Consider the following 23,924-nt stretch of genomic DNA (forward strand, 5'->3'; position numbering starts at 1 on the left):
TCACCCCAGCATCCGTGCCGCGACATCCTTCTGCCGTTGCGCTATGCGTTCGGCCCACTCCTCACCGGTGACCCGCTGCCGCTCGTAGTACGGCAGCCGTTCCGGCAGCTCGTCGAACGCGAGAACCTCGACCTCGGGGCCGTCGGCGGGACCGAGGTCCCTGGCAAGCCGCTGCCAGCGGATCTGCAGGTACCCGCGGCTGTGCCCGGTCCGCTCGACCCAGTTGGCGAGCCCTGGGTCGCGCTCGCTGACCACGTAGCGGATCCTGCCGTCCGGGTCCACCCTGGCCTGGTCGGCAGTGAGGCTGGTCTGGTGGTTGATGTAGTCCAGGGAGATGTACCACATGCTGCCGAGCTGGAACCCCTGGTACGGGGCGTCCTCTTTGGAGGCCGCGGGAACGGTGATCACCATGACCCGGTCGTCGTCCAGCTCGTAGTGGCCCACGGCGGAGTACTGCGTCGTGAGGCCGCCGGGTGTCGGCCGCGGTTCGGTCATGGTGTTGACCGGAAGGTGCAGGTAGTGCCATTCGGGAAAGGCGAGGAAGGTCTTGAGCCGGTTCACCAGCATCTTTCCCGCGACCTCGTAGCGCTTGGCAGTCAGCCGCGTGCTGGTCGGCTCGGGGGACGAGCCGAGGGTGTCGGCGCGGTGGATGCGGATCCGCCCGCTGCGCTCGGCGCTCCAGTCGCTGTAGGCCTCCCGCACCACCAGCATGGCCGAGCCGGCGCCGAGGGTGACGTAGTTGCTCCTTCCCCTGCTCGGCTCCGGGCCGAACCGCACTTCATAGCTGCCGTCCGCGGCGATGTCGATGTCGCGGTCGTCGAACGCGGTGACGCTGTCCGGCGACTCCGCGGGGGTGTAGTCCCCGCCCAGCACCTGGAAGCTCAGATCGGCCGTGCTGCCGCGGGTACCCGTCACCACGTACTCGGCGTCGTCGCGCAGGTAGGCATGGAAGTACAGGGTGTCCGGGTTGTCCAGGCCGAGCTTGGTGTGCGGGCCGGTCGAGGTGACGAAGAACGGGAAGTCACGCTCGTAGGCCCAGGCCATCTGTAGCGACGCCCGGATACTGCCCGCGAGATAGTCGTATCCCTCGGCCAGGTCCTGCTCGGTACGCACGTGCGGTGCGCTCTTGATGATCTCCTCGGCCTCGGCGACCGCATCCGCGAAAGGCTTGGTGACCACGGACAACTCCTCGGACCGGATGGCGTCGGACGCACTGAGACTAGAACGAGTTCTAGTGAATGGTCAATGCGCGACCTCCGCCCACCGGTTCGCCGTGAACCGCAGGCTCGGCATGTCGTCGAGCGAGTGGGTGAACTCGTAGATCCGCTCGTAGCCGGTCGCGGCGATCCGCCAGGCGCCATCGGAGCAGCGCCGGTAGCTGTCCTCGTAGTACGCGGCCCCGCGGATGACCACGCGGTACTCGGTGGCGATCACCGTGTCCTCGAACGCCCACAGGCCCGTCGCGGTGTCCCCATCCACGGTGATCTCGGGATGTTTGGCCGCGTGCACGGTGATGATGTCCGGCCCGAGGTTGTCCCGCATGAAGGCCACGATCGCGTCCCGCCCGTCGAGTTCGAGCGGCTCACCGAGCGCCTCCGTGCCGTAGCGGGCGACGGCATCCTCGGTGAACGTGTCACCGAGTTCGTCCCACCGCTTCAGGTCGATACAACGCAGGTACCTGTACTTTAAGTTGCGAATCCGTTCCAGGGTCGCTACATCCATACCCCGAGCATCCCGCACTACTTGACCCAATACAAGAACAAGTTCTAGCTTCAGTTCATCCGGGGAGCTGTGCACGGCCCGATGAAGCAGTGGCCCCGGAGGACACCCAGAGCGGCGAACGGGAGCATCGTGACCGCGACAACCTACGAGCTCAGCCATCTGCACGCCCTCGAAGCCGAGGCGGTGCACGTCTTTCGTGAGGTCGCGGCCACCTTCGAGCGTCCGGGCCTGCTGTTCTCCGGCGGCAAGGACTCCGTGGTCATGCTGCACCTCGCCACGAAGGCGTTCGCACCCGCCCCACTGCCCTTCCCCGTCGTGCATGTGGACACCGGCCACAACTTCGACGAGGTCATCTCCTTCCGCGATCGCCTGGTCTCCGAGCTCGGGCTCCGGCTGATCGTCGGTCGCGTGCAGGACGACATCGACGCCGGCCGCGCCGTCGAGGAGGCAGGCAACCCAGCGGGCCGCAACCGGCTGCAGTCCACCACCCTGCTGCGGGTGATCACCGAGAACGGCCTCGGCGCGGTGTTCGGGGGCGCGCGCCGCGACGAGGAGAAGGCGCGGGCGAAGGAACGCGTGTTCAGCTTCCGGGACGAGTTCGGCCAGTGGGATCCGCGCAACCAGCGGCCCGAGCTGTGGCGCCTCTACAACGGCAGGCACCGGCCGGGCGAGCACATCCGCGTGTTCCCGCTGTCCAACTGGACGGAGCTGGACGTCTGGTCCTACATCCTCGCCGAGGACATCGAGCTGCCGGCGCTGTACTACGCCCATCAGCGCCCTGTGGTCCAGCGCGACGGCATGCTGCTGGCCCACACCCGGCACCTGACACTCCTGCCGGGCGAGGAACCGGAAACCGCCACGGTCCGCTTCCGCACCGTCGGCGACGCCACCTGCACCGGCTGCGTCGAGTCCACCGCCACCACCGCGCGGGAAGTGGTGGCCGAGGTCGCGGCTACCCGGGTCACCGAGCGGGGCGCCACGCGAGCCGACGACCGGATCTCCGAGGCAGGTATGGAGGACCGCAAGAGGGAAGGATACTTCTGATGTCCACCCAGCTGCTCCGGTTGGCGACCGCCGGAAGCGTCGACGACGGCAAGTCCACCCTGATCGGCAGGCTGTTACACGACTCGAAAGCCGTCTTCACCGACCAGCTCGCCGCGGTGGCTCGCACCAGCGCCGAACGCGGCGCCGATCAACCCGACCTCGCGCTGCTGACCGACGGGTTGCGGGCCGAGCGCGAGCAGGGCATCACCATCGACGTCGCGTACCGCTACTTCGCTACGCCCAAGCGCAAGTTCATCATCGCCGACACGCCCGGGCACGTCCAGCACACCCGCAACATGGTCACCGGAGCGTCCACAGCGGATCTCGCGCTCGTGCTCGTCGACGCGCGCAACGGCGTGCTCGAGCAATCCAAGCGGCACGCCTCCATCGCCAGCCTGCTCGGCATACCGCACCTGGTGGTGTGCGTGAACAAGATGGACCTCGTCGGCTTCTCGGAGGAACGCTTCGCCGAGATCCGCGAGGATTTCCGCCGCTTCGCGATGAAGCTGGACATTCACGACCTGAGCTTCGTGCCGATCTCGGCACTGCACGGCGACAACATCGTGCACCGCAGCACCGAGATGCCCTGGTACGAGGGAACGTCGCTGCTGCACCAGCTGGAGGAGGTGCACACCGCCTCCGACCGCAACCTGATCGACGCGCGGCTCCCCGTCCAGTACGTGATCCGCGATGCGGACTTCCGCGGCTACGCCGGAACGATGGCAGGCGGCACGCTTCGCCCCGGCGACGAGGTCGCGGTTCTGCCGTCCGGCTTCACGTCCACGGTGCGGTCGGTCCGGGGCCCGGGCAACGTCGCACTCGACGAGGCGTTCGCCCCGCAGGCGGTCACCGTCCAGCTCGATGACGACATCGACATCAGCAGGGGTGACCTGATCTGCCGCCCGGGAAACCGACCCCACGTCGCCTCGGACGTCGACGCCATGGTCTGCTGGCTGACCGAGCAGTCCGAGCTCACGCCGGGCAGCCGGTACGCCGTCCAGCACACCACCCGGTCCACGCGGGCCACCGTAGGGCAGCTCGACTACCGCCTCGACATCGACTCGCTGCATCGCGACAAGACCGCGGAAGGGCTGGCGCTCAACGAGATCGGCCGCATCCGGATGCGCACGCAGCACCCGCTGCTGTTCGACCCGTACCGCCGCAACCGCGACACCGGCAGCTTCATCCTCGTCGACGAGGCCACAGACAACACGGTCGCGGCAGGCATGATCACCGGCCCGGCCGTGACCGGCTCCGACGTGGTGTGGCACTCGCCCGCCGTCACCCGGGAGCAACGGGCAACCACGGGCATGACCGTGTGGCTGACGGGGCTGTCCGGCTCCGGCAAGTCCGCGGTGGCGGCGGAGCTGGAACGCAGGCTGGTCGCATCAGGGCGGCCCGCCTACGTACTCGACGGGGACAACCTGCGGCACGGGCTCAACGCGGGGCTGGGCTTCACCGCCGCCGACCGGGCCGAGAACGTCCGCAGGGCGGGCGAGGTCGCCCGGCTGTTCGCCGACGCGGGCGTCGTCGCCGTGGTCTCGCTGATCAGCCCCTACCGCGAGGATCGTGACCGGGTGCGTGCCGCGCACGACGCCGACGGCCTGCCTTTCGTCGAGATCTTCGTGGACACCCCCGTGGAGACCTGTGCCGAGCGCGACCCGAAGGGGATGTACGCCAAGGCGCGCGCGGGCGAGATCACCGGTTTCACCGGGATCGACGACCCGTACGAGGCGCCCCGCACCCCGGATCTCGTGCTACGCCCCGAGGACGGCGACGCGGCCACCCAGGCCGCCATCCTGCTCGAGTACCTGGAACGATGAACTCCGACATCGGACTCGCCATCGACCTGGCCGAGCGCGCGGGTACGCTGCTCCGCGAGCTGCGCGGAAGCGGCGCCACCGAGCTCGGCGCGCGCGGCGACGCGAGCGCCGATGCCTTCCTGCTCGACCAGCTCGCACGCGCCCGTCCCGCCGACGCGGTGCTGTCCGAGGAGTCCGCAGACGACCCGGCACGCCTCGGGGCCGACAGGGTGTGGATCATCGACCCGCTCGACGGCACGAGGGAGTACGCCCAACCGCACCGCACCGACTGGGCCGTGCACGTCGCGTTGTGGGAACGCGGCAGGGAGATCACCGCTGCCGCGGTCGCCGTCCCCGCCCTCGACGTCGTGTACAGCAGCGGCGACAGCCTCCGCAGGAGCACGGCAGCATCCGAACCCGGGTCGCCGCGGATCGCGGTGAGCGAGTCCCGGCCGCCGGCCTGTGCCGGGTCCCTGGTGACCGACCTGGGCGGCACGCTCGTACCGATGGGCTCGGCAGGCGCGAAGGCCGCTGCCGTGCTGCGCGGCGACGTCGACGCGTTCGTGCACGCCGGCGGCCAGTACGAATGGGACTCGGCGGCCCCTGCGGGCGTCGCCGCGCACGCCGGGCTGCACGCCTCCCGCATCGACGGCAGCACGCTGCGCTACAACCGGCCCGACCCGTACCTGCCGGACGTACTCATCTGCCGGCCCGAGCTGGCCGGGCCGATCATGGCGAGTATCCGGCGCGGATAACCGCCCTGCCGGTGCACGACCTCGACCGGCATGGCCCTGGCCGAGCCCTCAGTAGCCGGAGTCGCTCCCGGGCATCTGATGGATGGCGTTGCCACTGGGGGCGACCACCCACCAGGCGTCGTTGACGCCCTGACCCTTCAGATCGCCGGGCCCGGCGTCCTCCGCGTAGTAGTACAGCGGCCAGTCGTTGTAGGTCGCCTGCACCGTCCCGTCCGGGCGCTCGATCGTATCGAGACGCTCGGCTTGGACGCCTTCGCCCGCCTCGGCCTCGCCCTCGAGGATCGGCCACGCCTTCAGGCAGTCGTCCTCGCACGCGCTCGTGCCCGACGAGTCCTCGGTGAACAGGTACAGCGTGTTTCCCTGGCCGTCGGTGAGGATCGTGCCGACCTCCGAGTCGGATGTGACGACGGTGGATTCCGCGGACTCCGCACCCTCCTGCTGGGTTCCCGGGTCCGTGCCGTTGCCGTCCCCACCACACGCGCCGAGCGCCGCGGTCAGTGCTGCCGCGGACAGCACGCCCACGACGCTGCTCCTCCAGCGGTTCATGATCGTCCTCCATGCGATGCGGAGCATACGGCGGCCGGTCGGCACGGACGCCGTGCGCGGGTATCGGAGGCCTTCGGCCACACCCACCCGAACTCACTCAACGACGTTAGAACCCCGCGGGGATCCGGGCAACTCGGACGAGCGCCGCGATCGGACCGGGGTCGCTCCCCGCCGTCCATCCCGGCACCGCGTGCCTCGCCGGGGATCGATCGGCACGGGCCGGCACCCGATACTGACGTGCCTCATCGGTTCCCGCAGCTGCCGTACGAACACCATGGTGGTCGGCCACGGCTCCAGGTGCCGGCCCGTACCGCGGCTTGCGCGGGCGACATCGCCCGGCGACGTCAGCGGCCCCGGCAGCACCGGGGGAACGACCCCGCGAATCACCCTGCCGAACGTCGTCACGTGCCGATGGCCGCCACCTGTCAGGGGGTCGCGGCACAATCGGGAACGCAGCCCCCGTCGACTACACAGGTGGAGCCATCAATGACCAGCGCAGACTTGCTCACCGACGCGTTCGGCCGGATCCGGGAGGCCGTGCACGAGGCCGTCGGCGGCCTCCCCGCCGAGACGCTGAACGCGCGTATCGACAGCGAGGCCAACTCGATCACCTGGCTGGTGTGGCACCTGACCCGGGTGCAGGACGACCACATCGCCGATGCCGCGGGGTTCGAGCAGGTGTGGACCGCACACGGGTGGTCGCACCGGTTCGGCTTGGCACTGCCGGACGAATCCATCGGATACGGGCACACCAGCGAGGACGTGGCCGCCGTGCGGGTGGACTCGCCGAAGCTGCTCACCGGCTATCACGACGCGGTGCACGAGCAGACCGTCGCGTTCGTCTCCGGCCTGGCCGATGCCGACCTGGCGCAGGTCATCGACGAAGGCTGGGACCCCCCGGTGACGCTCGGCGTGCGACTGGTCAGCGTGATCGGCGACGACCTGCAGCACGCGGGCCAGGCCGCCTTCCTGAGGGGTTTGCTGTCGCGGCGGTGAGCACGGCGCGCTCCGTGGGTGTCGTGAGCCGGTCGAGCGGGTAGCCCGGACGTACGGACCGGTGCGGGAGGTACCGCCATGCGTCACGACCCGAGGCTCACGGGCGGCACGGCGGTACGTATGTGCCAGGCGTTCCCGTCCGGTGCGACACCGAACGGCGGCCGCGACGCGAGCCGGTTCGGCGTGGTCGACGCAGCGAGGGGCGGAGATGAGGACATACGAGAACCCGGGAGAGCTCGATCAGGCGGAACTCGCCGAGCGGGCACACGACGTCGGCATCGACGACACAGCGCACCTCAACCCCCAGGAGCTCGTCGAGGCGGTTCGCCAGCAGGAGCCCGACGGGCAGGACGGCGCGGAGCGTCCGCTGAGCGCCACCTGACCCGGTAGCCTGCCGGAATGGTCGAGGCAACCACGGCACGTGACGGACCCGCCCGGCGACAGCCGAGGAACGCGCGATGCGCGTCGCGGTGATCGGCGCCGGAGTCGTCGGCGCGGCCGTAGCCAGGGACCTGGCGGTGCGGGGCGCGACGGTGACCGTCTTCGAGCAGCGGCATCCGGGCGACGGGACGTCCGGGACGTCGTTCGCGTGGCTCAACTCGCACGACAAACACCCTGAGATCTACCACCGGCTCAATGTCGAGGGATGCCTCGAGCACGCACGGCTCGCGGCCGGCTTCCCCGGTGGAGCCCCGTGGTACTTCCCCACCGGCAACGTCGCGTGGGCGGGTGACCCGGAAGGCCGTGCCACGCTCGAACGCCGGGTAACACGGCTCGACCGGCTCGGTTACCCGTGTCGCTGGGTCACTCACGACGAGGTCGGCCGCCTCGAACCCGATGTGCGCGTGCCGGAGGATGTCGAGCGGATCGCCTACTTCCCCGGCGAGGGGCACGTGCTACCCGCGGTGCTGCTTGCCCACCTGCTCGGCCAGGCCCGCGAGTGCGGCGCACGGTTGCTCTTCCCGGCCGTGGTCACCGCGGTGGAACCGCACCAGCGGGGAGTCGACGTGCGTCTCGACGGCGGCGAGAGCCACCGGTTCGACCGGGTCATCAGTTGCGCGGGCCGGTGGACCGAGGCGCTCGTGGCCACCGCGGATCGCACCGTGCCCATGGCCGAGGCCACCCAGCCGGGTGGCGCGAATCTGGGGCTGCTCGCCTACACGCGTCCGCTACCGGTGCGGCTGTCTCGCGTGCTGACCACACCGCGCCTCAACGTCCGCCCCGACGGGGGCGGACGTCTGGTCATGCAGGGACTCGACCTGGACGCCGGCACCGAAGCCGACCCGGCAGCCGTCGGCGACGCCGCTGCCCCACCCGCGGACACCCTGATCCAGCGGCTCGGCGAGGTCCTCGCCGGCGGGGAGTTCGCCACGATCGAAGCGCTGCGCGTGGGGCGACGGGCACTGCCCGCCGATGGGCTCACGGTCGCCGGCTTCGCCGACGGCGAGACACGGCGTTTCTACGTCATCGCCACGCACAGCGGAATCACACTGGCGCCACTGCTGGCCCGGCTGGCCGCGGGTGAGGTGCTGGACGAGCAGGCGTCGCCGCTACTCGCGAGTTTCCGGCCGGACCGCTTCCGGCACGCAGCCGGTACCGGACCGGTCACACCCGCCCGGCGACCCGGCGAGCAGTAGAGCCGTCCGGCTGCCGCACCCACTCCGACGGGCCCGGCCCGTGCTCCTCCTGGACATACCGAACGGGTGTTCTATACTCTGGCGCGGCCAACGTACCCATCCGGCGAGGAGACGACAACCACTATGACCGTGGAACCCGACACCCAGCAGCAGGGCGACACCGCGTCCGAAGCGACCGCAACCACCCCGGAATCCGGCGCCTCCGGGGAAGCATCCGGCCAGGCAGGCGGCAACGGTGAGCAGGCGGGAGCCAAGCGCGGACGCCAGAAGGGCACCACGGCGAAGAAGACCCGAACCGTCCAGCTCACGCTGACCGTCACCGGCACGGCCGACGGGACATGGCAGGCCGAGCTCAAGCACGGCAGCACGTGGGTCGCCCGGGGCGTCGACGTGTCCGCCGCGGCCGTCTCGCGCGCGGCCAACGAACTGCACGACGAGCTGTCCGGCCCGATCGACGAGGTGATCACCGCCGCCCGCGAGCAGCAGCAGGCGAAGGTGGCCGAGCTGGAGGCGGAGCTGGAGCAGGCCAAGAAGGCACTGGCCGAGCTGGACACCTGAGCCGGTCCGGCGTGCCGACCGCAGCGGCACCCGCCCGACCGGCTCACGGAGCTTCCGTACGGCACAGGCACACCCCGGCGGAGCCGCGCGGCTCCGCCGGATGCGAATCGCGCGCCCAACGCGGTGTGCCGGCGCGCCCGACGCGGTCTGCCGGCGCGCCCGACGCGCTGGTGCAAGCTCGGCTGCCACCCGGCCCGGCACCGTGCCCTCTGCTGCTCCGGGACGCGTGCTGCACAGCAGGAATGCACAACGCCCGCACGGAGTTGACGACACTGTGACGCACTACGACTTGATCATCATCGGGACCGGTTCGGCGAACTCGATCCTCGATGACCGCTTCTCCGACTGGCGAGTGGCGGTCGTGGAGAAGGGCGTGTTCGGTGGGACGTGCCTCAACGTGGGGTGCATCCCCACCAAGATGTTCGTGCACACCGCCGACGTCGCGCGCACCACCGACACCAGCGCCCGCTTCGGTGTCGACGCCGAGCTGCGCGCAGTGCACTGGGCCGATGTCCGCGACCGGATCTTCGGCCGGATCGATCCGATCGCGGCGAGTGGCAGGGACTACCGGCACACCCACCCGGACAACGCGCACGTGACCGTCTACGAGGGCGAGGCGCGCTTCGTCGGCGAGCGGACGCTGCGCGTGCGCCCGAGCGACGGGACGGACGACGAGGTGATCACAGCCGACCGTTTCGTACTCGGCGCGGGTGGCCGGCCGACCGTGCCCGATGTCCCCGGGCTGTCCACGGTCGGCTACCACACATCGGACACGGTCATGCGGATCGACAAGGTTCCGGAGCGCGTGACCATCCTCGGGGGCGGCTTCATCGCCGCCGAGTTCGCCCACGTCTTCGCCTCGTTCGGTGCGGACGTGACCGTCGTCGTACGCTCCGGAGCCATGCTGCGCGCGCAGGACGCCGATGTCAGCAGCCGGTTCACCGAACTAGCCGCGCAGCGCTGGGACCTCCGGCTGCACCGCGCGCTCCGGTCCGTGTACCGCACCGAGTCCGGCGCCGCACTCGAGCTCGACGGGCCGGACGGCAGCGAGACCGTCGACACCGACCTGGTGCTGGTCGCCACGGGCAGGCAGCCCAACTCGGACCTGCTCGACGTCGCCGCGACCGGCGTGGACACCACGGCAGGCGGCTACGTCGCGGTCGACGAGTTCCAGCGCACCTCGGTGCCGGGGATGTACGCGCTTGGCGATCTCAGCTCGCCGTACGAGCTCAAACACGTCGCCAACCACGAGGCGCGCGTCGTGCAGCACAACCTGCTGAACCCGCACCAGCCGGAGCCGGCCGACCACCGCGTCATCCCGCACGCCGTCTTCACCTCGCCGCAGATCGCCACCGTCGGAGTCACCGAGCAGCAGGCGCGCGAGCAAGGCCTGACGTACGTGGTGGCGAACCAGGACTACGCGGGCATCGCATACGGCTGGGCGATGGAGGACACAACCGGCTTCGCCAAGCTGCTCGCGGACCCGGACACCGGCCTGCTGCTCGGAGCCCACATCATCGGCCCGCAAGCGCCGACGCTGATCCAACCGCTCGTCCAGGCCATGAGCTTCGGGCTGGACGCGTCCTCGATGGCACGCGGCCAGTACTGGATCCACCCCGCCATGCCCGAGCTGATCGAGAACGCGCTGCTGAACCTGCCACTGAATCGCTGAGTGGCACCGCTGCACCCTGGGCCGGGTCCTGCCCGCGCGTCAGGGCAGCGTCAGGATCTCCGCCCCCGACTCGGTGACCAGGATCGTGTGCTCGAACTGGGCGGTCCACCTCTTGTCCTTGGTGGTGACCGTCCAGTCGTCCTCCCAGACGTCGTAGTCGATCGTGCCGAGCGTGATCATCGGTTCGATCGTGAAGGTCATGCCCTCCTCGATCACCGTGGTCACCGCGGGTTCCTCGTAGTGCAGCACGGTCGGGGCCGTGTGGAAGGCCGGTCCCACACCGTGCCCGGTGAAGTCACGGACGACGCCGTAACCGAACCGCTTCGCGTAGGACTCGATCACCCTGCCGATGACGTTGAGCTGCCTGCCGGGCCGCACCGCGTTGATCGCTCGCATCGTCGCCTCGTGCGTACGTTCCACGAGCAGCCGAACCTCCTCGGAGACATCTCCGGCAAGGAACGTGCAGTTGGTGTCGCCGTGCACACCGCCGATGAACGCGGTGACGTCGATGTTGCAGATATCCCCGTCCTGGATCACCGTCGAGTCCGGGATCCCGTGGCAGATGACCTCGTTGAGGGAGGTGCAGCACGACTTCGGGAAATGCCGGTACCCCAGGGTGGAGGGGTAGGCACCGTTGTCGATCAGGAACTCGTGCACCACTTTGTCGACGTCATCGGTGGTGTTTCCCGGCTTGACCGCCTTACCCCCTTCCTCGAGTGCCTGCGCGGCGATACGCGACGCGACGCGCATGGCCTCGATCACCTCGGGAGTACGCACGCCATTACCCGGCTCCGCGCGGGGGGCGGGCTTGTCGACGTACTCGGGACGGACGATCGACTCCGGCACCGGACGGCGCGGAGTCTGCACTCCAGGCTTCAAGGGCTCACGCATCGGCATGTCACCACCCTACGACGCCCGTACCGGCTCGGTCGTGTGGCCGTTGGTTACGCAACACCCGCACGTCACGGCACTGCCGACGGCAGCCCCTCGAGGAAGTTCCTGGTCACCTCAACCGCGGGCTGGGAACTGCCGCCTCCGACAAGCAACACCGCGAACGCGAGATCGTCCTGGTAACCGACGAACCAACCGTGTGCGTCGGAACCGTCGCCGAACTGAGCCGTCCCCGTCTTGCCGTGCACCCCGTCCAGCGCGTCCAGCTCACCGGCCGTGCCGTCGGTGACCACCGCGCGCATGAGGTCGCGCACGGCACCGTTGACCTCGGTGTCCAGTGGGTCACCGAGGCCGGAGACCTCGGTGTCCGGCCCGTCGATCACCGACGGCGTCGGGGTGCTCCCGTTCGCCACCGCCGAGGCTGCCAGCGCCATACCGAACGGGCTGGCCAGCACCGTTCCCTGGCCGAACCCGTTCTCGGCGCGCTCGGCGACGTTCTCCGGTTCCGGAACCGAGCCGGTGAACACGTCCGTTCCGGGGATATCGAACTCGGCTCCGATGCCGAGCGATGCAGCGGTGTCCGGCAACGCGTCGTCGTCCAGCTCGGCGGCCAGCTGCGCGAAGGTGGTGTTGCACGACCGCGCGAACGCCGTGGTGAGGTCCGTTGTTCCCAGGTCGAACTCGTCGTCGTTGGTCACCATCCTGCTGCCGACCGCCGTGGAGCCGGGGCAGTCGACCTCGCCGTCCGGGTGTACCTCTCCCGCGGACATCCCTGCCGCGGCTGTGACGATCTTGAAGGTGGACCCCGGGGGGTACTGTCCGGTCAGCGCGATGGGCCCGTGCTCGTCGGCGGCCGAGTTCTGCCCGACGGCCAGGAGATCACCGCTCGAGACGTCCATCGCGACCAGCGCACCCGGTGTGCTCGCCTCCTCCAGCGCCTCCTCGGCAGCCGACTGCGCAGGCAACAGCACCGTACTGTCGACTGCCTCGACCGGCTCGGGTCGTTCCGAAGCAAGCTCCCGTGCCTCGGCGCCCACCGCGTCGAGCGTGATGACCCGCCAGCCGGACCGCTCGGCCGCGCGCTCCTCGACCATCCTGCGCAGCGGCGGCAGGATGGCCCTGCCGAAGTCGCGTTCCGGCGCGAGCAATCGCTCCTGCCAGGTGAACCGGACCCCGGGGATGCCGGCGATGGTTTCCTCGACGGCCTGGAAGTCGTCCTCCCGCAACGCAGCGACAACGTAGGGCTCGCCGTCCTCGGTGTCCCCGGCACCGGACATGATCGACTCGGTGGTGATCTCCTCGTCGAACCGGGACAGCTCGCTCGCCAGGCCGCTGGCCGCCTGCTCGAGGCCACCGGAGTCATCGAGCTTGTCTACCTCCAGCAGCACCGACGTCACTCGCTGCGCGGACAGCAGCTCCCTGCCGTCCCTGTCGAGCACCGGCGCCAGCTCCGGTTGCATCTCGAGCAGGGCGATCGTGTGTTCCGGAGCCAGGTCGGGATGCAGCACGGCCGGTGTCCAGCGCACACGCCACCCGTCATCCGAGTCGACCAGCTCCGCCGATGCGCTGTAGCTCCACGTCCGCTCGTCGCCGAGGTGCCAGGTCAGCTCGTAGTCGACCGAGCTGCTCGCCGAGTCCGGGACGTCCTGCGACTCCTCGACGGACACCTCGATCGATTCCGGCTCCAAAGCCTCCAGCGCCTGGTCCAGCACCCGAGACGCGCGTTCCGGAGCGTCGGTCAGCTCGGCGGCACGGGACACGTCCCCATCCGCGACGGCGAGGAAGAACTCCTCGGCCCGGTCACCGGCAGGGTCGGAGAAGATCCCGCATCCGGCGGTCACACCGAGTACGGTCGCGACGGCCAGCACGCGTGTTGTCGATCGCACGGTGCCCCAGTATGCCCGTCGCGGTCGCTGTGCGGTGACATGTCGCGTTTTCCGGGCACGCCGCGGGCGGGTGTCAGAACAGCACCGTCGCGTACTCCCCTACCCGGCGGAACCCGATCTTGCGGTACACCGAAAGGGCCGCCGAGTTGTACTCGTTGACGTACAGGCTGGCGATGCGGTTCAGCTCGCGCACCAGGACGGCAGCGACGCCGGCGGTGCCCGCTGTGGCCAGTCCCTCTCCCCTGCGGTCCGGGGGCACCCACACACCCTGGATCTGACCGACCCGCGACGACAGCGCCCCGATCTCGGCCTTGTACACCACGCGACCGTGCTCGAACCGGGCGAACGCCCTGCCCTTCTGGATGAGCTCGGCCACTCGGGCGCGGTAGTTCATGCCGTTGTCGCCGTGCCGCGGGTCGACACCGACCTCCTCGATGAACATCGCCACCGCTGCCGGGAGGTAGCGATCCAGCTCGTGCGGCTGCACACGCCGCACGCTCGGGTCGACAGCCGTGGCCGGGGCACGGTCCAGCGCGAGAAGCGGTTGGGGCGATCGCAGATCACGCGGCGGTCCCCACTCCTCGGCCAGCTCGTCCCAGAGTCCCAGCACTTGCTCGGCCGGGCCGACCACGGACGAGCAGGTACGCGCGCGCCGGAGCGCCCGCTCGGCGAACGAGCGCAACGCGGCCGCGTTGCCGGACAGCGGGATGAGGTTCGGCCCGGAGAAGCACAGGCCCTGCAGGCGTCCGGGCCACAGCGGCCGGGAGTCGGCCGCCCAGAGCTCCCCACCCAGCCGTAACGGGTCGAGGCCCGCGGACTCGACCCGCGCGCTGACCATGCATGAGTTGACCGGGTCGGCCGACAACGCGGCATCCACAACGGAGTAGTCCCGGTCCTCGAGCAATCGTGTCCCTGCAAGCCGCAACACGGGTTAAGCCTGCCAGACAACCCGCATGCGCGGGTAGCGATCACCCCGTTACCCCGGCGCCGAATGACGCTTTCAGCCCGTCTCGTGGACCCGAAAGCGTCATTCGGCCTTCCCCTATACCCGGTTCGGCGGCTTCACGCCCCGCGGTAGGTACCGAAGGTCCAGAGGTTGCCTTCCGGGTCGCGAGCGGTGAACGTGTGCGACCCGAAGTCGGTGTCGTGCAGCTCGGTCGCGATATCGGCCCCGGAGGCCACGGCGCGCTGGTGTACCTCGTCGACGTGGTCGGTCACCACGTACACCGTGGTGACCCCCGAGCGCATCACATCGTGCGCCGTCCCCCGCTTGTGCCGGGTCGTGCCGAACATGACCGCTCCCCCTTCCGGCCAGCCCAGCTCGGCGTGGCTGATGTCCCCGTCCTCCGCGGGGACGACGAGGCGCTCGGTGAATCCGAACACGTCCACCAGGAAGCGCAGCGCGCCCGGCGCGTCGTCGTAGCGCAGGCACGGCCATACGGTGATCTGTGGTCCATTCGTCATGGTCACCAGTCTGAGTCCGGCCCCGGGATGCTTTCTTGGAGAAACGGGAGCTCTTCTGCCATCCAGGTGCCCGGTGTGCAACCGGCGAGCGCACGCCACTCGTGGGTCAGGTGTGCCTGGTCGTAGTAGCCGCACTCCGCGGCGAGATCGGCGAGCGCGGTGCGCGGCCTGCGCCGCAGCGCCGTGCTCGCCCGCTCGAACCGTACGACCCGCGCGGCTTGCTTCGGTGCCAGGCCGATCTCCCTGCGGAACCGTTCACCGAGGTGGCGGGTGCTCCAGCCAACGTCGCCTGCCAGCGCGCGCACCGGGGTACGGCCACCCGCACGCAGCAGGCGCGACCAGGCCCACTCGACCTCGGGGGCGGCCCGGACGGTCTCGACCAGCACACCGAGCAGCACCTCGTCGAGCACCGCGAAGCGCTGCCGCCAGCCGGTCGTACTCGCCAGGCGATCCGGCAGGGTTGCCAGCGCGGGGCGGGGCAGGCGGCCGAGCTCGACAACGGCACCCGAGAGGTCCTCGGCGCTGACGCCGAGCAGGCCGCGGGCTCCGAGCGGGTCGAGCTCGAGCTGCAGTCCGTACTGGTGGTCGGTCTGTCCGATGAGCGCCGGGCCGGACTGCATCCCGCCGACCAGCCCCTGCAAGGTGGCCGAGGACGAGCGGCCATCGGGCGAGGAGATGACGTGGACGGGTTCCGCGAGGCTGATGACCACGACGATGTGGCGCGACGGCAGGCCGCGATGCACAGCAGGAAGGGTCCCGTCCTGGCGGTAGCCGATGTAGCGCGACACGTACCCACGCAACCCCGGGTGCGGCCGGCCGACCACGAACTCGCCACTCACACACCCACTCTAAGCGCCACCCCAGTGCGTGTGCTGAACGACGCTTTCGGTCCGCCTCGTGGATCGAAAGCGTCGTTCAGCACATCGGCGGGTCAGGAGGTGACGGTGACGGTGGGTTCGCCGTCACCGATGGACTCGCCGGACTCCTCGGCGATGCGCATCGCTTCCTCGATCAGCGTCTCGACGATCTGGTGCTCGGGCACGGTCCGGATCACCTCGCCCTTGACGAAGATCTGTCCCTTGCCGTTGCCCGAGGCAACACCGAGGTCGGCCTCACGCGCCTCCCCCGGACCGTTGACCACGCAGCCCATCACGGCCACCCGCAACGGGATCTCCATGCCCTCCAGGCCCGCGGTGACCTCGTCGGCCAGCTTGTACACGTCGACCTGCGCACGCCCGCACGAGGGGCAGGACACGATCTCCAGCTTGCGCGGGCGCAGGTTCAGCGACTCCAGGATCTGCGTGCCGACCTTGACCTCTTCCACAGGCGGCGCCGACAGCGACACCCGGATCGTGTCGCCGATCCCCTGCCGCAGCAGCGCGCCGAAGGCCACCGAGGACTTGATCGTGCCCTGGAAAGCCGGGCCTGCCTCGGTCACACCGAGGTGCAGCGGGTAGTCGCACTGCTCGGCGAGGATCTCGTAGGCGCGCACCATCACGACCGGGTCGTTGTGCTTGACCGAGATCTTGATGTCGTGGAAGTCGTGCTCGGCGAACAGGCCCGCCTCCCACAGCGCGGACTCGGCCAGCGCTTCCGGGGTCGCCTTGCCGTGCTTCTGCAGCAGACGCTGGTCGAGCGAGCCGGCATTCACCCCGATGCGGATGGGCGTGCCGTGGTCCTTGGCGGCCTGGGCGATCTCGCCGACCCGGTCGTCGAACTTCTTGATATTGCCGGGGTTGACACGCACGCCCGCGCAACCGGCCTCGATCGCGGCGAACACGTAACGGGGCTGGAAGTGGATATCGGCGATGACGGGAATCTTGGACTTCTGCGCGATCGCCGGCAGCGCCTCGGCGTCCTCCGGGCGCGGGCAGGCTACCCGGACGATGTCGCAGCCGGCCGCGGTGAGCTCGGCGATCTGCTGCAGCGTGGCGTTGACGTCCGAGGTCTGGGTGGTCGTCATCGACTGCACCGACACGGGGTGCTCGCTGCCGACCCCCACGGGGCCGACCATCAGTTGCCTGGTCTTGCGGCGCTCCGCGAGTACGGGTGGCGGGCTGGTGGGCAAGCCAAGATCGACCGACATCGAGTCCTCTGCATTCTGCGTCGCGCGTCCTGTGGTGACGAGGTGCTACCCGAACGATACCGTGCCGCCGCCATGGCCGGTCCTGCACAGCGCCGCCGAGATGTGAGCAACGCAACCCACCGGGCCGGGTGGGAGCCGAAGGTGACCGCGGTTCCTTAGAAGGAGCCCGATGTCACATTCGGCTCCCACCCCTGGGGCGGCTACGGCTAGTCGGTGAGGCGGATCGGGTTGACGATGTCGGCGGTGACGGTGAGCAACACGAAACCGCCGCCGATGATGATCACGACCATGGTCACCGCGGAGAGCTTGGAGTAGTCCACCGGACCGCCCGCGGCCTTGCCGCGTAGCTTGCGCAACCAGTCCCGCGCTCGCTCGTACCAGGTCACCGCGATATGGCCACCGTCGAGCGGCAGCAGCGGCAGCAGGTTGAAGATCCCGACGAAGAAGTTCAGGCTTGCCAGCAGCAGGAAGAAGACCTCCCACATCCCCTGCTGCACCGTCTCGCCACCGAGCCTGCTGGCCCCGACCACGCTCACCGGCGTGTTCGGGTCGCGCTCGGCGCCGAAGATGGACTCCACGACGAGCGGGATCCGTTCCGGCAGTCGCAACAGCGCGTTCCAGGTGCGGTGGAACATGTCCCCGGTGAACATCACCGTGGCCGGGGCGGCCTCGACGGCGCTGTACTGCAGGTACTGCGCGAACCCGACACCGATCATGCCGACGGTCACCGTCTCGGGCGCCCCCTCCTCGACGGCGGCCTCGTCCAGGTTCGGCCGCTGGATGCGCTCGACATCGACCACGGTCTCGACCGTGGTCCCGTCCCGGTCGACCGTGATCGGGGTCGGCCCTTCACGCTCCTGCACCAGCGAGGTGGTCTCGCCGATGTCGGCTACGGGCTCGCCGTCGACGGCGGTGATGACGTCCCCGGACCGCAGACCGGCCTCCTTCGCGGGGGCCGGGTCACCGGGACCACACGCCTGCTCGTCGAACTCCGCGAGCTGCTCGCGGTCCTGGACGTCGCGCACGCATTCGGACACCGCCTGCACCTTGGGGTCCCCGTCGAGGTTCGGCAGGCCGAGCGAGCCCGCCATCACCAGCAGCACGAGGAAGCCGATGAGGAAGTGCATGCCGGAGCCCGCCGCGAGCACCACCGTGCGCTTCCAGACCGGGTAGCGCCACATCGCGCGCTTGGCCTCCTCCGGCTTGACCTCGTCCAGCGCGGTCATGCCCGCGATGTCGCAGAAGCCGCCGAGCGGGACGGCCTTGACGCCGTACTCGGTCTCTCCCCTGCGGAAGGAGAACAGCGTGGGGCCGAAGCCGACGAAGTACCGGCGCACCTGCATGCCGAACTTCTTCGCCGTCCACATGTGCCCGGCCTCGTGGAGTGCGATGGATACGCAGATGCCCAGCGCGAAGAGCACGACCCCGATGGTGTAGGCGAGCACTCCTAGTCCCTTCCCTGACGGTTCAGCTCGGTGGCGCGCGCACGCGCCCATTCCTCGGCGGCGAGGACGTCGTCGATGTCACGCGGTCGACCGTGCCAGCCGTCCGCCACGGAGACCACCTCGGACACAGTGTCCACGATCGAGGTGAAGCTGGTGTTCTGCCGCAGGAACGCCGCCACCATCTCCTCGTTCGCGGCGTTGAGGACCGCGGGCACACACCCACCGACCCGCGCGGCGTGCCTGGCGAGCTCGACCGCGGGGAAGGCCTCGCCGTCCAGCGGTTCGAAGGTCCATTCGGTCGCGGTGTCCCACCGGCACGCCGGCGCGGCGCCGGGCACGCGGCGCGGCCAGTTCAGCGCGAGCGCGATGGGCAGGCGCATGTCCGGAGGGCTCGCCTGCGCCAGCGTGGAACCGTCGGTGAACGTCACCATCGAGTGCACGATCGACTGCGGGTGCACCGCCACGTCGATGCGCTCGCTCGGCACGTCGAACAGCAACTGTGCCTCGATGAGCTCGAGGCTCTTGTTCATCATCGTGGCCGAGTTGACGGTCACCACCGGGCCCATCTGCCAGGTGGGATGCGCGAGCGCCTGCTCGACGGTGACCTCGGCCAGCTCGGCACGGCTGCGGCCGCGGAACGGACCGCCGGATGCGGTCAGCACCAGCCGTTCGACCTCCTCGGCACGGCCGCCGCGCAGCGCCTGCGCCAGCGCCGAATGCTCCGAGTCCACCGGAACCAGCTGCCCCGGCGCCGCCGCGTCCAGCACCAGCGGACCGCCCGCGATCAGGGACTCCTTGTTGGCCAGCGCCACCGACGCCCCGGTGCCGAGCGCGCGCAGCGTGGGCGCCAGCCCCGCGGACCCGGGCATCCCGTTGAGCACGACGTCCACGGTGATCGCGTCGATCAGCTCGAGCACCGCCCCCGCTCCCGCGAAGATACGGGGCATCCGGTACCGCCCCATGGCGTATCCACGGCGTTGCGCCTCGGTGTAGATGGCCAGCTGCACGTCCTCGACGGCAGTCGGCTTGATCACCGCGATCGCGTCGACCTGGTGGGCGATGGCCTGTGCCGCGAGGGCGGCCGGGTCGCTGCCGCTCGCGGCGATCCCGGAGACCCGGAACAGGTCGGGGTTGCGCGTGGCGACATCCAGCGCCTGGGTTCCGATCGACCCGGTGGAACCGAGCACGAGAACGGTACGCACGCCTGCGTGAGACGGGTCTGCGAGGTCGGATGACGTCATCGCGTCCTATTGTCGCCGATGCCCGTGGCGGAGCCTCAGCCAGCCACCGATGAACGGTGTGGGATCATCGACCCCGAGAAGAGTGATATCCAGGCAGGAGGAGAACGTGGTGGCGAGTACGGAGCTCGAGCACCGGCCCGGGACGGGAGTGGCCCAGGTCGACCCCCGCGACGAGCCCTCGGCGGAGTGGGGCTGGCACGGCACGTTCCCGAAGGGCAGGCAGCTCGCGGGCTGGATCGTCGCGATCATCCTGCTCGGCATGCTCAACGGCCCGCACGAGAGCAACATCGAGAACTACATCCTCGTGCTCACCGCGCTGACCATCATGGCAGGCCTGCTGTGGGACCTGCGCAGGCAGCGTTCCCCCTGGCGCCACTGAGCCTCGCCGCGAACCCTGCCGGAGAACGATGCCCCGCCGAACCACGTGAGCCCCGGCCTCAGCCTGCGGGCTCCGGGTCCGGCAGCTTGGCCAGCAGATCCTTGACCGACCGCTGCAGGTCCGCCTCGTCGTGACCGAAGTCGGCAAGGTACGACCGTAGAGCCGCGGTCAGCAGGGAGAGCTCCGCGTCGGTGACTTCAATCACATATCTGTCCATGTCTCTACGGTAGCGCGACGAACAGCGCCGTGACAGCCGGAGCACGTGCCGCCACGGCGCTGCCGCTCGGCTACTGCTCGCTGCCTGCCAGCTGCCCGCAGGCCGCCGCGATCTCCTGGCCGCGCGTGTCGCGCACGGTGCAGGTGACCCCTCCGGCGTTGACCCGGCGGACGAACTCCTGCTCGACCGGTTTCGGGCTGGCGTCCCACTTGCTGCCCGGCGTCGGGTTGAGCGGGATGACGTTGACATGGGCCAGGTGGCCGAGATGCTCGCGCAGGGTCGACGCCAGCAGGTCCGCCCGCCACGGCTGGTCGTTCATGTCCCTGATCAGCGCGTACTCCACGGAGATCCGCCTGCCGGTGCGGTCCAGGTAGTAGCGCGCCGCGGAGAGGATCTCGTCGACCGGCCAGCGGTTGTTCACCGGTACCAGCTCGTTGCGCAGCTCATCGTCGGGCGCGTGCAGGGAGAGCGCCAGGCGCACCTGCATACCCTCGTCGGCGAGCTTGCGCATGGCAGGTGCCAGTCCCACCGTCGACACGGTCACCGACCGCTGCGCGATACCCAGTCCCCGCGGCGCCGGCTCCGTGATGCGGCGCACGGCCTCCACCACGCGGTTGTAGTTGGCCAGCGGCTCGCCCATGCCCATGAACACGACGTTGGACAGCCGCCCCTCGCGCGGCTCACCCTCCGGGCCGGGCATCAAGCCGTCCCGCATGACCGCGGCGGCTGACCGTACCTGGTCGACGATCTCGGCCGTGGACATGTTCCGGTCCAGCCCCCCTTGGCCGGTCGCGCAGAACGGGCACGCCATCCCACAACCGGCCTGGCTGGAGATGCACAGCGTCACCCGGCCCGGGTAACGCATCAACACGCTCTCCAGCAACGTCCCGTCGTGCGCCCGCCACAGCGTCTTGCGCGTGGCTCCCGCGTCGCAGTCCAATGCCCGGATCTCGGTCAGCAACCGCGGCATCAGGGCCTCGACCAGCTCGGCGCGCGAGCCGGCCGGTATATCGGTCATCTCGGCGGCGTCCGTGGTCAGCCGGGAGAAGTAGTGGTGGGACAGCTGCTTCGCGCGGAACGGCTTCTCCCCCAGCTCGGCAACTGCCTCGGCACGCGCCGGCATGGCGAGGTCAGCGAGGTGGCGCGGCGGCATGCCGCGGCGGGGGGCGTCGAAGACGAGCGGAAGCGAGGTCATCACCCCCCAGCATCCCACTTCGCCCGATACGGCGTTACGCCGGTATGAACAGCCCGAGCAGCAACCAGGCCACTACGGCTGAGGGCAGCAACGAGTCGAGGCGATCCATCAACCCACCGTGCCCCGGCAGCATCGTGCCCATGTCCTTGATGCCGATATCACGCTTGATCACCGACTCGACGAGGTCGCCCAGTGTCGCCGTGAGCACGATCGCCGCGCCGAACAGCACGCCGTGCCAGATCTGGCCGTCCAGCAGGTGCGGCAGGGTCAGCGCGCCGACGGCCATCCCGGCGAGCAGCGAACCCGCGAACCCCTCCCAGCTCTTCTTCGGGCTGATCGACGGGGCCATCGGGTGCCTGCCGCTGAGCACGCCTGCCGCGTAGCCACCGACATCCGACGCGATCACGCCGAGCATGAACGCGATCACCCTGCCGACGCCGTCCGCGGGCAGCACGAGCATGGCGGCGAACGCGCCGAACAGGGGGACATAGGCAGCGACGAGTACCGATGCCGCGGAGTCCTTGACGTAGCCTTCCGCGCCCCGCGCCAGCCCCCACAGCAGGCAGATCAGCACGGTCGCCGCGAACGCGACCAGCACACCCTCTGTGCCGAACGGCCAGCTCAGCCAGATCATCGCCTGGCCACCGCCGAGCACGGGTACGAGCTGGATGCGGATGGTCGCCGCCTCGCGCAACGCGCGCGCGAGCTCGACCGTCCCGATCAGCAGCGCTGCGGAGACCACGACGATGAAGAAGTGCCGCTGCACGAGCAGGGACGCGAGGATCGCCGCCCCGAGCACGACACCGACGGCGATCGCCGCCGGCAAGTTCCGTCCAGCGCGGGACGTCTTGCGTTCCTGATCCTGCACCGTCACGACCGCCTCACCCACCGACTAGCTGCGATTGCGCAACACTCCCACCTGCTCACACCTCGAGCAGTTCGGATTCCTTGTGCTTGACCAGCTCGTCCACCTGGTGCACGTAGGTGTCGGTCAGGTTCTGCAGCTCCTTCTCGGCGCGCATCACCTCGTCCTCACCCGCTTCGCCGTCCTTGCCGATCCGGTCGAGCTCGTCCTTGGCCTTGCGGCGAACGCCCCGGATGGAGATCTTGGCGTCCTCGCCCTTGGACTTGGCGAGCTTGACCATCTCCTTACGGCGTTCCTCGGTCAGCTGCGGGATCACCACGCGAATGATGGTGCCGTCGTTGGTCGGGTTCACTCCGAGGTCGGAGTCCCTGATGGCCCGCTCGATCTCACCCAGCTGGCTGGCGTCGTACGGTTTGATCACCGCCATCCGGGCTTCCGGGATATTGATGCTGGCGAGCTGGTTCAGCGGGGTCTGCGCGCCGTAGTAGTCGATGTGGATCCGCGCGAACATGGCGGGCGTGGCACGGCCGGTGCGCACCGTGGACATGTCTTCCTTCGCGACGGACACCGCTTTTTCCATCTTTTCCTCGGCGTCGAGGAGGGTCTCGTCGATCACGGCAACTCCTTGAGGTCTGTGCCGACACGCGCTCTAACGTGATCGTGCTTGTGCCGATCCCAGCAGGTCTAGGGCACTGCCTGTGCAGCGGGGGTGGCGACGAGCGTGCCGATCGACTCCCCCCGTACAGCGCGGGCGATATTCCCGTCGACAAGCAGGTTGAACACGATGATCGGCATGTTGTTGTCCATGCACAAGCTGAACGCCGTCGTGTCGGCCACCTTGAGCCCCTTCTCGAGCGCCTCGCGGTGGCTGATGGCTCCGTAGAACTCGGCGTCCGGGTCGACCTTCGGGTCCGCCGAGTACACGCCGTCCACGGCCTTCGCCATGAGCACGACCTCGCAACCGATCTCGAGCGCGCGCTGGGCAGCGGCGGTATCGGTAGAGAAGTACGGCATCCCCACGCCCGCCGCGAAGATGACGCAACGCCCCTTGTCCAGGTGGCGTTCCGCCCGGCGCGGGACATAGGGTTCCGCGACCTGCCCCATCGTGACGGCGCTCTGCACGCGCGTCTGCACATCCAGCTTCTCGAGAAAGTCCTGCAGCGCGAGACAGTTCATGACGGTACCGAGCATCGCCATGTAGTCCGCACGGTCCCGGTCCATGCCTCGCTGGCTCAGCTCGGCGCCGCGGAAGAAGTTCCCGCCGCCGATCACGACCGCGATCTGTGTCCCGCTCCGGACCACCTCGGCGATCTGGCGCGCCACGTCGTGTACGACGTCCGGGTCGACGCCGAGCGAGCCGCCGCCGAACATCTCACCGCCGAGTTTGAGCAGCACTCGCCGGTAACCGTGCACGGGTCGGTCTGTCATCATGCCGTCTCCACTGCAGCCGGTGCGGGTGAGGTTCGGGGCCGATCGTGCTGTGCTCCGCCCCCGCGGGGGCGGAGCACAGCACGATTATCTCT

Annotated in this window: 25 protein-coding genes; 9 read left to right on the forward strand and 16 right to left on the reverse strand. The window is 69.5% G+C overall.

Annotated elements, in window-relative coordinates; genetic code table 11:
• Window positions 1-1,179 (reverse strand): DUF1214 domain-containing protein, encoded by a 1,179-nt coding sequence (locus H0B56_RS21890; protein ID WP_180895012.1) that lies wholly within the window; start codon window positions 1,177-1,179, stop codon window positions 1-3.
• Between the two features lie 63 nt (window positions 1,180-1,242).
• On the reverse strand, window positions 1,243-1,722 hold the full coding sequence (locus tag H0B56_RS21895; RefSeq protein ID WP_180895013.1) for a nuclear transport factor 2 family protein: 480 nt from the start codon (window positions 1,720-1,722) through the stop codon (window positions 1,243-1,245).
• A gap of 129 nt (window positions 1,723-1,851) precedes the next feature.
• Here H0B56_RS21895 and cysD point away from each other — a divergent pair, with 129 nt between their 5' ends.
• The 3 genes from cysD to H0B56_RS21910 are packed head-to-tail and all read left to right on the forward strand — an operon-like array spanning window position 1,852 to window position 5,323.
• On the forward strand, window positions 1,852-2,766 hold the full coding sequence (gene cysD / locus H0B56_RS21900; RefSeq protein ID WP_343064001.1) for a sulfate adenylyltransferase subunit CysD: 915 nt from the start codon (window positions 1,852-1,854) through the stop codon (window positions 2,764-2,766).
• Window positions 2,766-4,589 (forward strand): adenylyl-sulfate kinase, encoded by a 1,824-nt coding sequence (gene cysC / locus H0B56_RS21905; RefSeq protein ID WP_180895015.1) that lies wholly within the window; start codon window positions 2,766-2,768, stop codon window positions 4,587-4,589. The genes cysD and cysC overlap by 1 nt, the downstream gene beginning before the upstream one ends.
• Window positions 4,586-5,323 (forward strand): 3'(2'),5'-bisphosphate nucleotidase CysQ, encoded by a 738-nt coding sequence (locus H0B56_RS21910; RefSeq protein ID WP_180895016.1) that lies wholly within the window; start codon window positions 4,586-4,588, stop codon window positions 5,321-5,323. The genes cysC and H0B56_RS21910 overlap by 4 nt, the downstream gene beginning before the upstream one ends.
• 48 nt (window positions 5,324-5,371) lie before the next feature.
• On the opposite strand, the gene H0B56_RS21915 is transcribed toward H0B56_RS21910, so the two are convergent.
• On the reverse strand, window positions 5,372-5,869 hold the full coding sequence (locus H0B56_RS21915; protein ID WP_180895017.1) for a COG4315 family predicted lipoprotein: 498 nt from the start codon (window positions 5,867-5,869) through the stop codon (window positions 5,372-5,374).
• Between the two features lie 486 nt (window positions 5,870-6,355).
• Here H0B56_RS21915 and H0B56_RS21920 point away from each other — a divergent pair, with 486 nt between their 5' ends.
• The 5 genes from H0B56_RS21920 to H0B56_RS21940 all read left to right on the forward strand — a co-directional run bounded on the left by H0B56_RS21920 (window position 6,356) and on the right by H0B56_RS21940 (window position 10,732).
• On the forward strand, window positions 6,356-6,865 hold the full coding sequence (locus H0B56_RS21920; protein ID WP_180895018.1) for a mycothiol transferase: 510 nt from the start codon (window positions 6,356-6,358) through the stop codon (window positions 6,863-6,865).
• A 208-nt stretch (window positions 6,866-7,073) separates the two neighbouring features.
• Window positions 7,074-7,247 (forward strand): hypothetical protein, encoded by a 174-nt coding sequence (locus H0B56_RS21925; RefSeq protein WP_180895019.1) that lies wholly within the window; start codon window positions 7,074-7,076, stop codon window positions 7,245-7,247.
• Window positions 7,248-7,323: 76 nt separating this feature from the next.
• Entirely contained in the window at window positions 7,324-8,502 is a 1,179-nt protein-coding gene (locus H0B56_RS21930) for an NAD(P)/FAD-dependent oxidoreductase (RefSeq protein WP_180895020.1), read from the forward strand.
• A 123-nt stretch (window positions 8,503-8,625) separates the two neighbouring features.
• Window positions 8,626-9,060 (forward strand): DUF6319 family protein, encoded by a 435-nt coding sequence (locus H0B56_RS21935; protein WP_180895021.1) that lies wholly within the window; start codon window positions 8,626-8,628, stop codon window positions 9,058-9,060.
• Between the two features lie 274 nt (window positions 9,061-9,334).
• Window positions 9,335-10,732, forward strand: coding sequence for a mycothione reductase (locus tag H0B56_RS21940; RefSeq protein WP_180895022.1), 1,398 nt, complete (start codon window positions 9,335-9,337; stop codon window positions 10,730-10,732).
• 39 nt (window positions 10,733-10,771) lie between these two features.
• On the opposite strand, the gene map is transcribed toward H0B56_RS21940, so the two are convergent.
• From map to dxr, 8 genes are all read right to left on the reverse strand, one after another.
• Window positions 10,772-11,629 carry a type I methionyl aminopeptidase gene (gene map, locus H0B56_RS21945; protein WP_180895023.1) on the reverse strand — a complete coding sequence of 286 codons (858 nt, stop codon included), beginning with the start codon at window positions 11,627-11,629 and terminating at the stop codon, window positions 10,772-10,774.
• A 65-nt stretch (window positions 11,630-11,694) separates the two neighbouring features.
• Window positions 11,695-13,509 (reverse strand): penicillin-binding transpeptidase domain-containing protein, encoded by a 1,815-nt coding sequence (locus H0B56_RS21950; protein WP_180895024.1) that lies wholly within the window; start codon window positions 13,507-13,509, stop codon window positions 11,695-11,697.
• A 73-nt stretch (window positions 13,510-13,582) separates the two neighbouring features.
• Window positions 13,583-14,437: a GNAT family N-acetyltransferase gene (locus tag H0B56_RS21955; RefSeq protein ID WP_180895025.1), complete on the reverse strand. Its 855-nt coding sequence runs from the start codon at window positions 14,435-14,437 to the stop codon at window positions 13,583-13,585.
• 134 nt (window positions 14,438-14,571) lie between these two features.
• Window positions 14,572-14,973, reverse strand: a complete 402-nt coding sequence (locus H0B56_RS21960; protein ID WP_180895026.1) for a VOC family protein — start codon at window positions 14,971-14,973, stop codon at window positions 14,572-14,574.
• Window positions 14,974-14,975: 2 nt separating this feature from the next.
• Window positions 14,976-15,812, reverse strand: a complete 837-nt coding sequence (locus H0B56_RS21965) for a helix-turn-helix domain-containing protein (protein ID WP_180895027.1) — start codon at window positions 15,810-15,812, stop codon at window positions 14,976-14,978.
• Window positions 15,813-15,904: 92 nt separating this feature from the next.
• Entirely contained in the window at window positions 15,905-17,059 is a 1,155-nt protein-coding gene (ispG, locus tag H0B56_RS21970) for a flavodoxin-dependent (E)-4-hydroxy-3-methylbut-2-enyl-diphosphate synthase (protein ID WP_089302404.1), read from the reverse strand.
• A gap of 206 nt (window positions 17,060-17,265) precedes the next feature.
• Complete coding sequence (locus H0B56_RS21975) at window positions 17,266-18,504, reverse strand: M50 family metallopeptidase (RefSeq protein WP_343064002.1); 1,239 nt, start codon at window positions 18,502-18,504, stop codon at window positions 17,266-17,268.
• 2 nt (window positions 18,505-18,506) lie between these two features.
• Window positions 18,507-19,745 carry a 1-deoxy-D-xylulose-5-phosphate reductoisomerase gene (gene dxr, locus H0B56_RS21980; protein ID WP_180895029.1) on the reverse strand — a complete coding sequence of 413 codons (1,239 nt, stop codon included), beginning with the start codon at window positions 19,743-19,745 and terminating at the stop codon, window positions 18,507-18,509.
• A gap of 109 nt (window positions 19,746-19,854) precedes the next feature.
• On the opposite strand from dxr, the gene H0B56_RS21985 reads away from it, so the two are divergent.
• Entirely contained in the window at window positions 19,855-20,124 is a 270-nt protein-coding gene (locus tag H0B56_RS21985; protein ID WP_343064003.1) for a DUF2631 domain-containing protein, read from the forward strand.
• A 58-nt stretch (window positions 20,125-20,182) separates the two neighbouring features.
• Here H0B56_RS21985 and H0B56_RS21990 read toward each other — a convergent pair whose 3' ends face one another.
• The 5 genes from H0B56_RS21990 to pyrH all read right to left on the reverse strand — a co-directional run bounded on the left by H0B56_RS21990 (window position 20,183) and on the right by pyrH (window position 23,829).
• Window positions 20,183-20,341 carry a hypothetical protein gene (locus tag H0B56_RS21990; protein ID WP_180895031.1) on the reverse strand — a complete coding sequence of 53 codons (159 nt, stop codon included), beginning with the start codon at window positions 20,339-20,341 and terminating at the stop codon, window positions 20,183-20,185.
• Between the two features lie 70 nt (window positions 20,342-20,411).
• Window positions 20,412-21,536, reverse strand: coding sequence for a dual-specificity RNA methyltransferase RlmN (gene rlmN, locus H0B56_RS21995; protein ID WP_180895032.1), 1,125 nt, complete (start codon window positions 21,534-21,536; stop codon window positions 20,412-20,414).
• Window positions 21,537-21,570: 34 nt separating this feature from the next.
• Window positions 21,571-22,410 carry a phosphatidate cytidylyltransferase gene (locus H0B56_RS22000; RefSeq protein ID WP_343064004.1) on the reverse strand — a complete coding sequence of 280 codons (840 nt, stop codon included), beginning with the start codon at window positions 22,408-22,410 and terminating at the stop codon, window positions 21,571-21,573.
• Between the two features lie 49 nt (window positions 22,411-22,459).
• Complete coding sequence (gene frr / locus H0B56_RS22005) at window positions 22,460-23,017, reverse strand: ribosome recycling factor (protein WP_089302409.1); 558 nt, start codon at window positions 23,015-23,017, stop codon at window positions 22,460-22,462.
• 68 nt (window positions 23,018-23,085) lie between these two features.
• Window positions 23,086-23,829: a UMP kinase gene (gene pyrH / locus H0B56_RS22010; protein WP_180895062.1), complete on the reverse strand. Its 744-nt coding sequence runs from the start codon at window positions 23,827-23,829 to the stop codon at window positions 23,086-23,088.
• Between the last annotated feature and the right edge of the window lie 95 nt (window positions 23,830-23,924).

The sequence above is a fragment of the Haloechinothrix aidingensis genome, assembly GCF_013450155.1.
GTDB lineage: Bacteria > Actinomycetota > Actinomycetes > Mycobacteriales > Pseudonocardiaceae > Haloechinothrix > Haloechinothrix aidingensis.